Consider the following 10,000-nt stretch of genomic DNA (forward strand, 5'->3'; position numbering starts at 1 on the left):
TCTTCATAACATTCTTTGCTCGAACTAACTGTGCCCCTCATTTTTAAGGATTGAATGATTAATAATCCAATATGCAAAAAAAAGGAGACATGCTCCTTTTTTTATTATTGAAAAAGCTTAGCTTGAAGCAGCTACCCCCTTACAATGTGGACTTTGGCTTGCATCTTTTTGCTCATTGGTTAAGACAATACCTGTACCTGCAGACATTTTAGCTTGAATAAATTCGACCGCTTGCGCATTTCTACAGATAATTGCCTGTGTATGAGTTGCATTTGGCACAACGTCTAATTGATAACCTTCAGCATAATTTGCATCTGGGAAATACTTCTTCGCTTGTGTTTTCATATTTGCAAATAGCGCTTGCGTAACCACAGGAATAACTGCCTGATCATTTGCACCTTGAATAATATACACAGGCGCTTTAATTACTTTGGCAGCAGTAGCATTTGTCGCTGGCTGATTGTCAATTAAAAATTTCTGAACAACAGGATCGGTATCGATTTTATTCAAATCAATTCCATACTGTGAAACCGTATGCGTTGGATCTTTTAAGAATTCAATCACAGCTGCTTTAAACTGTTCTTGCAAACCATTTGCGCCATTTGGATCGGCATAACTTAAACATGCACCATCATCCCCTGTACGTCCATAGGCTTTTTCTGCAATAACACCAGCATCTGCAGTAAAGATATTTTTTAAATCATAATTTGGCTCATAGGCTTTAATACCCGAACTGGTCAATGCTGCATATGCCAAAAGCTCAGCATAGCCATCAGCAATTTGATCAATTAAAGCTTGTGCTTGAACCTCCGAAAGCTGCCCCATACTAAGTGCATAACGCACTTGTGCCAACTGTTCATCCAATCTATTCAATCCATGGGGTTTAGGTTGACCATTTGCATCAACATTTAGTTTTGGATCTAAATAGATCTTAATAATCGTGCCTAAACTCGACGCAGGTGCGGCTGCTACTGCACCTTTATAATTAGTATCGGTATTTGCAAATTCCGCCGTCCCTAAGGATGCATGACCACCTTGCGATTGACCAATCGACATCCACTGACCATTGAGTTGCTTACCATAATGTTCTTTTGCCGCTTTAACTGCAGCAAGCGCCGAATTTGCCGCACTTGATAAATTAAGGTATGGATGAACTCCCTTGGTTCCTAAGCCTTCATAGTCTGGCGCCACAATTACATAACCTGCCGCCATAAGCGTGTTAGCTAGAATTTTAAAACGTGGATGAATTAGATTTTTACTTGGCGCACACTCATCTCCTGCCCCGACTGTCCCATGCTCCCACACCACAACGCGATACCCATCTTTAGGTTGTGTAGCTTTTGGAAATAACACCAAGGCTGTTGCAGTCGCTGCTTTCCCCTGTACATTGGTCATGTTATAGGTCATGACTTTAATGGACGATGTATTGTCTACTGTATTGAAAGCATAATTTGCTTCAGACACAAATGTTGATTTTTGATTCGAAGATGATGAGTCATTATCATCGTCATTACACGCGGTTAAAGACAGCATAGAAACTGCAACTGTCAAAGCTAATGCTATTTTTGAACGTTTCATAAAATATCCTTTTTAATCATTATTCTTTAAACATGAAACTACATGCCTTTTTATTAATGCATAAAAAAAGCACCCGAATAGGATGCTTTAGTTCATTTTAAAAAGTTTCAGATCAATGACATTAAAGCGTCAGGGCCATGAAAATTCCAATAAAAATCATAAGCCCTACCCAGCGGTTATGGCGAAACGACCAAAAACATAACTGCGGATCACGGCCTCTGGTTTTAGTCCATTGGTAAATAAAATCGGCAGCCACAGCCAACATTGCAACTAAACCAAATGGCATCAAGAGATCTTCTAAATACAACGCAGAACCAATCAGTACAATACTTAGCGCCTGTAATAAAGAAATGATTTCAATATCATATTTACCAAATAAAATCGCAGTCGATTTCACGCCAATTTTCAAATCATATTCACGGTCAGTAATGGCATATTGTGTGTCATACGCAACGGTCCATGCCAAATTACCAAAGTACAATAACCAACACGTTAAATCAGGTGTTTGCCCAACAGCGGTATAAGCCATAGGAATCGACCATGAAAATGCCGCGCCTAAAAATACTTGTGGCAGATGCGTGTAGCGTTTCATAAAGGGATAAATGAACGCTAAAAACAATGCACCAAAGGACCAATAAAAAGTTTCTATCGGTAAAAAGAACAACATACATGCGCTAGCAAGTACCAAGATCAAGAACACATATATGGCTTCTTTAGCACTAATCACCCCAGTGGCTAAAGGACGATGCTTGGTTCTTTCCACAGCACCATCGACTTTACGGTCAGCAAAGTCATTAATCGCACAACCTGCTGCACGCATAAATATCGTGCCCAAAATCATGGGAATCAAAATACTGAATTGCGGTGTTCCTTGATTAGCAATCCACAGTGCCCACATGGTTGGCCAAAAAACCAGTTCCGTGCCAATTGGCTTATCGAAGCGACATAAATAGTAATAAGCTTCTAAACGCTGCTGCCAAGTAATCTGTTGCACCACGGCCATGACTGTCCTTCATCTGGTAATGTTATTTCTGCAAATATTGCTCAAAACTTTCTAAAAAAGTTTCCTGAACAATAAATTTACAACCATGCCAAGTATAACAGCTCTGACGTGTCCAACCATCGTCTAGCCACAATACACGCCGCTCGCACTTCGGATTGGTACGCTGAAATAAAAAATGTCCGATGGGTTTTTTACCAATATGCTGAAAAATCCGCGCACGCCCTTGTATGCTAAGGATTGGAAATATACTTTTTGCCTTGACCCACGGCTCAGCTTCACAGCCATATAAATAACTTTCACGTACCCAAGCTGTGTGCTGTATTGGCATTTTCAGCCACTGTGCATCTTGAAGCGTCATGCGTTGAAATTGCTCAATACTCGGCTCAACTTTAAATACACCTTGGGCAAAATCTGTTAATTGTTGGGTTAATGAACCCGAAGCATACAACCATGTTCTTAATTCAGGAGACATTCTTTTATCCCGCATTTCACATGCTTGACGCTGCATATTTCATTTCCCTTATAAGCTTTTGCTGAGTATAGCGAATCATTAGTGTAACCAACTCAACATCGTTTTTCATGACCAATAGCTTGTTTTAAGTAAAATGAGCAAAACCAAAACGGCTTAAGTACTTCATTACATTTGCAATCAACACAAACCTCACTTACACAGTATGATGTCGTGGATAACAACTGAATTACACCAACATAATGTTTCCATATAACCCGCTACATGTTTTTATTTTTCTTGTTTTACTTTGTACCAATATCACGGCTCAAGCAAAATCTATTGCACTGAGTTTTGATGATGGATTAAATCCAGTGTTTAACGCACAAGCGGAACAAATCAATGCCCAAATTTTAAAACATCTGCATGATCAACAAATCAAAACTATTGTCTTCCCTAGCCTGATTAAAATTGGCGATTATCAAGGTAAACAACTGATTCAAGCGTGGGGACAATCTGGCCATCTGATTGGCAATCATAGTGCACTGCACCAAAATCTGAATAAAGAAAATGTCACTGTACACGATTATCTGCACAGCATTGAACAGGCAGATACAGTGCTAAAAACGCTGCCGAATTACATCCGTATTTACCGTTATCCATTTTTAAAAGAAGGTAATAACGCTGAAAAACGTGATGCTGTCTATCACTGGTTAGAGCAGCATCAATACCGCATTGGCGGTGTGAGTATTGATGCCAGTGACTGGTTTTATAACCGGAAATATCTCGACTATGCCAAACAGCAAGACTTTGACAAATTAGAGCGTCTAAAACAAGCGTATATTGCTCACCTGCTTCACCGAGCGGATTATTATGACCAGCTTGCGCAGCTCACTTTACAACGTTCACCGCAGCATGTTTTGCTTTTACATGTAAATGCCATTAATGCCGCATTTTTAAAGGATGCCATTACTGCTTTTCAACAGCATGGCTGGACATTTATTTCAGCTGAGCGCGCCCTGCAAGACCCGTTATATGCACAGCACAGCCAAAACATCCCTGCGGGTGAAAGTGTGATTTGGTCGATTGCCAAAACTCAAGGAATTACACAGCTGCGCTACCCCGCCGAAGATGCGCCTTATGAAGGTGACAATTTAAAACAGCATGGTTTGCAATAACGTTTGGCAAATTTCTAGATATTCAATAAAAAATGACCTGCAATATTGCAGGTCATTTTTTCAGTTCAATTTTTTAGTGTTGAATTAAAAGCTATCTGTCTTGGCAATGGCTTCAAACTTGCCTTGCGGTGTTTTAATCAGAACTAGTCCTTCGGTTGTAATATAAAAACTTTCAGGGTATTCAAACTCCAATGCCAGCTCTGGGTTTTTCAGTTCGACAAATTGAGCCTGCTTATAACCTTCAACGGTCCGCCCAACTTCCAAATAAGTCACTTCTGAGAAGTTGAGTTTAAATCCCTTTGCCTGATCCGATGGATCAATCCAAGGAAAAAAACCGGTATGTTTTTTACGTGGTTTTGCCATGTTTAGATATTCATTCAACTCTTTGCTTTATCTTAACCCATCTCATAAAAAAACCCGCACAAGGCGGGTCTTTTTACAGTGTAATTCTGTACAGAATTACAAGCTGTAGTACATGTCGAATTCAACTGGGTGAGTTGTCGTGTTAAGACGACGAACTTCTTCAGTTTTAAGTTCGATGTAAGCATCAAGCATTTCTTTAGTGAACACGCCACCTTTAAGAAGGTAATCATGGTCCGCAGCAAGCGCTTCAAGCGCCATATCTAAGCTATGAGCCACTGTAGGGATTTTAGCTTCTTCTTCAGGAGGAAGGTCATACAAGTTCTTGTCAGCAGCTTCACCTGGGTGGATCTTGTTTTGAATACCGTCAAGACCAGCCATAAGAAGTGCAGCGAAACCTAAGTACGGGTTCATCATTGGATCTGGGAAACGTGCTTCGATACGTTTGCCTTTAGGGCTTGAAACATAAGGAATACGGATAGAAGCTGAACGGTTACGTGCTGAGTAAGCAAGCATAATCGGCGCTTCGAAATGTGGAACTAAACGTTTGTACGAGTTAGTTGATGGGTTTGTGATTGCGTTCAATGAACGAGCGTGTTTGATCACACCGCCAATGAAGTACAACGCCATTTCTGAAAGACCAGCGTATTCATCACCAGCAAACAAGTTCTTGCCATCTTTAGAGATCGACATGTGAACGTGCATACCAGAACCGTTATCGCCAACCATTGGTTTAGGCATAAATGTAGCAGTTTTAGCATATTGGTGAGCAACGTTCCAAACAGCATATTTGAACTGTTGAACTTCGTCCGCTTTGCGAACCATAGTGTTGAAGCTTACACCGATTTCAAGCTGGCAAGATGCAACTTCGTGGTGATGTACTTCTACACGACCTGGGCCCATGATATCTTCGATTTTTGCACACATATCTGCACGCATATCTTGTGAAGAATCTACAGGAGGAACTGGGAAGTAACCACCTTTCACACGTGGACGGTGACCAGAGTTACCCGCTTCATAATCTTTACCAGTAGACCAAGCAGCTTCTTCAGCGATTAATGTGTGGCGCGCGCCAGACATATCGATGTCCCATTTTACTTCGTCAAAAACAAAGAATTCTGGTTCTGGACCAAAGAAAGCTGTATCACCGATACCAGTTGATTTTAGGTATTCTTCCGCACGGCGAGCAATAGAGCGTGGGTCACGTTCATAACCTTGACCAGTTGAAGGTTCGATAACATCACAAGTCACAACAACTGTAGCTTCTGCAAAGAACGGGTCGATAAAACAAGTTTCTGCATCTGGACGTAAGATCATGTCAGATGCTTCAATGCCTTTCCAACCAGCAATTGAAGAACCATCAAACATTTTGCCATCTTCAAACGTATCTTCGTCGATTGAATCTGCTGGGTAAGTTACGTGTTGTTCTTTACCCTTAGTATCAGTAAAGCGAAAATCGACCCATTTTGCGCCACTTTCTTGGATGAGTTGAAGGACCTTGTTCGCCATGCTCATTTTGCTCCGATGATTTTTTTGTGCACACTGAAGTGCGTGTTAGTAGTTGGTAGTTATTAAGCAATTACCGTACCAACTTTTAAAAGCCAAGCTAAAATATTGAATTCCTTATCAGAATAGAAGATTTTAACTCCTTGCTTTTCGACTATTATACTGTGTGTAACAGTAAATGCACCATATTCAGCCACTCTTCATCACTTTTGTTTAAAAACTTCTCGCAGGTGTATCAAAATAGTGCAACTTGGTTTTGCACTAGTATGCACCAAAATGATTAATCGCTTTCAACGATAAAATCATTGAGATTTTATCAAAGCTTTAAGGTCGAATTTAAATACGATAGAAACTAATGGTTTAGCTAGTTCTAGATGGAAAAATACCAGCGTGATAACTATATTCATGATCGATATTTAGGTTTTTTGAGCCCTTAAAGCACTCTTTTTTTGAAGTAGATTTAACCATTTTGTTTTAATTTTGATCAATCTACCTTTGCATTAATTGTGCTCCATTTTGGTGATTTTGCTTCAAAACGGTTCATATTTTTCCAGCTAGAGCCTGAATTGCAATTTTTAACGACAGTAAGCAGATCTTTTTAAAATATCAATTGAACACATTTTAAACACTTAAATTCAGCCTATTGCTTTGTTCAACTTAAATCCTAAATTTATAAGTCGATAATTTGCTGAAATGATTTCAGTTGCGATGAACTTTGGCGAAATTGTTCAGCAGAAATTGAATAATATTTGCTATGATTGGCTGCATTCTAAATATTTCACTATTTTTCTATTTAAAATATCCACACGATATTTGGGTCAATATACAACTATTTAGAATCATTTCGGACTATTCTAAGCACAGTTAAGTGCATAAATTTCAAAGGTTAATACGCTCATGCTTTTGATGATCGACAATTATGACTCTTTTACCTACAACATCGTCCAATATTTTGGCGAGTTAAATCAAGAAGTAAAAGTTGTACGTAACGATGCCGTGACATTGGAAGATATCGAGCGATGGCAACCGAAGTATTTAGTCATTGGTCCTGGCCCTTGTTCGCCAAGTGAAGCAGGTATTTCAATTCCTGCGATTCAACACTTTGCGGGAAAAATTCCTTTACTCGGTGTGTGTTTAGGCCACCAAGCCATAGGACAAGCTTTTGGCGGCGATATTATTCGCGCTAAAAAAGTGATGCACGGTCGTTTATCTGACATGTATCACAGCGATCAAGGCATTTTCAGCAACCTCCCTTCGCCATTTTCAGCAACGCGTTATCACTCTTTGGTGATTGATCAAGCGACTTTGCCTGAATGTTTAGAAGTGACCTGCTGGACCAATGAAGAAGATGGCACGATGGAAGAAATCATGGGCGTAAAACATAAGACATTGCCTGTCGAAGGCGTGCAGTTTCACCCTGAATCAATTCTTAGTGAACATGGCCATCAAATCTTTAAAAACTTCTTAGAAATTTACGCTTAATCGAGTGCAAAAAATATTATGAATATTCAACAAGCTTTAAATAACATCACTAAAAATATTGAACTCACTCAACCTCAAATGGAAGAAGTGATGCGTACCATCATGCAAGGTGAAGCGACCGATGCGCAAATTGGCGCACTCATGATGGGCTTACGCCAAAAAGGTGAAAGTATTGATGAAATCACTGCCGCAGCACGTGTAATGCGTGAGTTTGCGATCAAAATCGATGTCAGTGATCTGCCACATTTGGTGGATATCGTTGGTACAGGTGGTGATGGTCAAAACTTATTTAACGTTTCTACTGCGTCTAGTTTTGTCATTGCAGCAGCAGGTGCAACCATTGCTAAACATGGCGGTCGTGGTGTTTCATCAAAATCAGGCTCTTCTGATCTTTTAGAACAAGCAGGAATTAACCTTGACCTAAGCATGCAGCAAACTGAACGCTGTATTCGTGAAATGGGTGTGGGTTTCCTCTTTGCACCTAATCATCATAAAGCCATGAAATATGCTGCTGGTCCACGTAAAGAATTGGGCTTCCGTAGTATTTTCAACCTACTTGGCCCGCTTACGAATCCGGCCGGCGTAAAACGTTTTGTGATTGGTGTTTTCTCTACAGAATTATGTCGTCCTATGGCTGAAGTTTTAAAACAACTCGGTGCAGAACATGTCTTGGTGGTGCATTCAAAAGACGGTTTAGATGAAATTAGCCTTGCATCAAGTACTTATGTTGCAGAACTTAAAGATGGCGAGGTCACTGAATGGGAAATTCAACCTGAAGCTGTAGATATCGAGTCGCAAACCTTAACAGGTCTATCTGTAGATAGTGCTGCGGAAAGTCTAAAATTAATTAAAGATGCTTTAGGTAAAAATAAATCTGCACTCGGTGATAAAGCCGCGAATATGATTGCCCTAAATGCAGGTGCCGGTATCTATGTTTCAGGCTTAACCAATAGCTATAAACAAGGTGTTGCATTAGCACATGACATTATCTATGGCGGTCAAGCACTAGAGAAAATGGGCATTTTGTCTGAATTTACGAAAACTTTAAAAGAATACGAAGCTTAAGATTAGGACTCAAATCATGGTAGATATCGCCAATACAATTTTAGGTAAAATTGTTGACCGTAAAAAAGAAGAATTTGCAGCCCGTCTTAAACAACGTAGCTATAAAGATGTCGAAGAGCTAGCTCAAGCAGCTACACCCGTTCGAGGTTTTGCACAAAACCTCGGCTCTAAACGTCCGGGGGTGATTGCTGAAATTAAAAAGGCATCACCATCGAAAGGCATCATTCGTGAAAACTTTAAACCTGCTGAAATTGCGCAGCAGTATCAAGATGCTGGTGCAGCGTGTTTGTCTGTTTTAACTGATGTCGACTTTTTCCAAGGTGCAGATGAAAACATTCAAATTGCTCGCACGCATTGCGACTTACCTGCGCTACGTAAAGATTTTTTGATTGATCCATATGGTGTGATTGAAGCGCGCGCTTTACATGCAGACTGTATTTTATTAATCGTGGCTTGTTTGTCAGATCAACAACTCGAAGAAATGTCGAAAACTGCTTTTGAGCACAATCTCGACGTATTGGTTGAAGTACATGACGAAGAAGAACTTGAGCGTGCAATGCGTCTTTCTGACAACTGTCTACTTGGCGTCAATAATCGTAATTTAAAAACCTTTGAAGTTGACCTCAATACATCATTACGTTTGAAGAAGTTACTTGAGCCTTCTCGCCTACTTGTGACTGAAAGCGGTATTGCCACACCCACAGATGTTGCCATGATGCAAGAACATGACATTCATGCCTTCTTGGTCGGTGAGAGTTTTATGAAGCAGCCACGTCCTGATCAGGCGTTTAAGGAGCTGTTTGGTGTGCCTGATAAAATATAAATGAAATATGTAGGGTGAGTTCGCTCACCCTTTTCCTCCTTTGCATCCATATTAAAAAAATTACACATCCTTTTTATAATTTTTATTCATTTGAGAATTAAAAAATAATGAAGTCGATTATTTCTTCTACTCTTCTATTCATTTCATTAATCTTGGTTTCACTACACCAGATAAGTTGGGCAAAAAATATAACTCTTTATACTGGCTCACCGTATCATATTGACCAAAATCATATCCTCTACTTTAATATTTCCAATATGCCCGAAGGCATCATTGCTGCGCAGATTGACCTAAATCAAATTTTTCCAAATATAAATACTAACGTGCTAAAGGGCAAAAATTATGATTTCAATAAGAATCAAATTGAAATCATTAGTTATCAAGGCTTACCAATAGTCATTAATTTCTCAGTTAATACTAAAAACAAGAATATGAACCGTACCGGGTTTGTCGGAGACATTTTTATTTAAGTTAGGCCACGTGACCTAACGGGTTAATCTTATCATAGTACATTGCTTCAAACTCAAAAGGCGATACATAACCCAATGCGCTGTGTA

Annotated in this window: 10 protein-coding genes; 5 read left to right on the top strand and 5 right to left on the bottom strand. The window is 39.7% G+C overall.

The genetic code is table 11. The features are described 5' to 3' along the window. Positions 1 to 117: 117 nt before the first annotated feature. From FTT88_RS11010 to FTT88_RS11020, 3 genes are all read right to left on the bottom strand, one after another. Positions 118 to 1,578, bottom strand: a complete 1,461-nt coding sequence (locus tag FTT88_RS11010) for a S9 family peptidase (RefSeq protein WP_180173926.1) — start codon at positions 1,576 to 1,578, stop codon at positions 118 to 120. 121 nt (positions 1,579 to 1,699) lie between these two features. Further along, positions 1,700 to 2,581, bottom strand: a complete 882-nt coding sequence (gene ubiA, locus FTT88_RS11015; RefSeq protein WP_180022630.1) for a 4-hydroxybenzoate octaprenyltransferase — start codon at positions 2,579 to 2,581, stop codon at positions 1,700 to 1,702. Between the two features lie 22 nt (positions 2,582 to 2,603). After that, positions 2,604 to 3,089 carry a chorismate lyase gene (locus FTT88_RS11020; protein ID WP_168379166.1) on the bottom strand — a complete coding sequence of 162 codons (486 nt, stop codon included), beginning with the start codon at positions 3,087 to 3,089 and terminating at the stop codon, positions 2,604 to 2,606. A 203-nt stretch (positions 3,090 to 3,292) separates the two neighbouring features. Between FTT88_RS11020 and FTT88_RS11025 the strand changes: the two genes are divergently transcribed. Beyond that, complete coding sequence (locus FTT88_RS11025) at positions 3,293 to 4,207, top strand: polysaccharide deacetylase family protein (RefSeq protein ID WP_168379165.1); 915 nt, start codon at positions 3,293 to 3,295, stop codon at positions 4,205 to 4,207. A gap of 84 nt (positions 4,208 to 4,291) precedes the next feature. On the opposite strand, the gene FTT88_RS11030 is transcribed toward FTT88_RS11025, so the two are convergent. Together FTT88_RS11030 and glnA are read right to left on the bottom strand one after the other, a co-directional pair. Beyond that, positions 4,292 to 4,570: a hypothetical protein gene (locus FTT88_RS11030; protein ID WP_180173927.1), complete on the bottom strand. Its 279-nt coding sequence runs from the start codon at positions 4,568 to 4,570 to the stop codon at positions 4,292 to 4,294. Between the two features lie 96 nt (positions 4,571 to 4,666). Continuing rightward, entirely contained in the window at positions 4,667 to 6,082 is a 1,416-nt protein-coding gene (gene glnA / locus FTT88_RS11035; RefSeq protein WP_171319222.1) for a type I glutamate--ammonia ligase, read from the bottom strand. A gap of 888 nt (positions 6,083 to 6,970) precedes the next feature. Here glnA and FTT88_RS11040 point away from each other — a divergent pair. The 4 genes from FTT88_RS11040 (at position 6,971) to FTT88_RS11055 (ending at position 9,913) form a co-directional block, all read left to right on the top strand. Further along, entirely contained in the window at positions 6,971 to 7,555 is a 585-nt protein-coding gene (locus FTT88_RS11040; RefSeq protein ID WP_078190263.1) for an aminodeoxychorismate/anthranilate synthase component II, read from the top strand. A gap of 18 nt (positions 7,556 to 7,573) precedes the next feature. Then, complete coding sequence (gene trpD, locus FTT88_RS11045) at positions 7,574 to 8,620, top strand: anthranilate phosphoribosyltransferase (RefSeq protein ID WP_180026397.1); 1,047 nt, start codon at positions 7,574 to 7,576, stop codon at positions 8,618 to 8,620. A gap of 16 nt (positions 8,621 to 8,636) precedes the next feature. Continuing rightward, on the top strand, positions 8,637 to 9,443 hold the full coding sequence (gene trpC / locus FTT88_RS11050; RefSeq protein ID WP_180107231.1) for an indole-3-glycerol phosphate synthase TrpC: 807 nt from the start codon (positions 8,637 to 8,639) through the stop codon (positions 9,441 to 9,443). Positions 9,444 to 9,550: 107 nt separating this feature from the next. Continuing rightward, the gene (locus tag FTT88_RS11055) at positions 9,551 to 9,913 is read left to right on the top strand and encodes a hypothetical protein (RefSeq protein WP_180107233.1); all 363 of its coding nucleotides are present in this window, start codon (positions 9,551 to 9,553) and stop codon (positions 9,911 to 9,913) included. Positions 9,914 to 10,000 lie beyond the last annotated feature (87 nt).

It is taken from the genome of Acinetobacter sp. YH01024, from assembly GCF_013420195.1.
In the GTDB taxonomy this organism is placed as follows: domain Bacteria; phylum Pseudomonadota; class Gammaproteobacteria; order Pseudomonadales; family Moraxellaceae; genus Acinetobacter; species Acinetobacter amyesii.

Bases quoted from the DNA above. Each gene is read 5' to 3' on its own strand.
- FTT88_RS11010 (WP_180173926.1), bottom strand. From the start codon at position 1,578: ATGAAACGTTCAAAAATAGCATTAGCTTTGACAGTTGCAGTTTCTATG.
- ubiA (WP_180022630.1), bottom strand. From the start codon at position 2,581: ATGGCCGTGGTGCAACAGATTACTTGGCAGCAGCGTTTAGAAGCTTAT.
- FTT88_RS11020 (WP_168379166.1), bottom strand. From the start codon at position 3,089: ATGCAGCGTCAAGCATGTGAAATGCGGGATAAAAGAATGTCTCCTGAA.
- FTT88_RS11025 (WP_168379165.1), top strand. From the start codon at position 3,293: ATGTTTCCATATAACCCGCTACATGTTTTTATTTTTCTTGTTTTACTT.
- FTT88_RS11030 (WP_180173927.1), bottom strand. From the start codon at position 4,570: ATGGCAAAACCACGTAAAAAACATACCGGTTTTTTTCCTTGGATTGAT.
- glnA (WP_171319222.1), bottom strand. From the start codon at position 6,082: ATGAGCATGGCGAACAAGGTCCTTCAACTCATCCAAGAAAGTGGCGCA.
- FTT88_RS11040 (WP_078190263.1), top strand. From the start codon at position 6,971: ATGCTTTTGATGATCGACAATTATGACTCTTTTACCTACAACATCGTC.
- trpD (WP_180026397.1), top strand. From the start codon at position 7,574: ATGAATATTCAACAAGCTTTAAATAACATCACTAAAAATATTGAACTC.
- trpC (WP_180107231.1), top strand. From the start codon at position 8,637: ATGGTAGATATCGCCAATACAATTTTAGGTAAAATTGTTGACCGTAAA.
- FTT88_RS11055 (WP_180107233.1), top strand. From the start codon at position 9,551: ATGAAGTCGATTATTTCTTCTACTCTTCTATTCATTTCATTAATCTTG.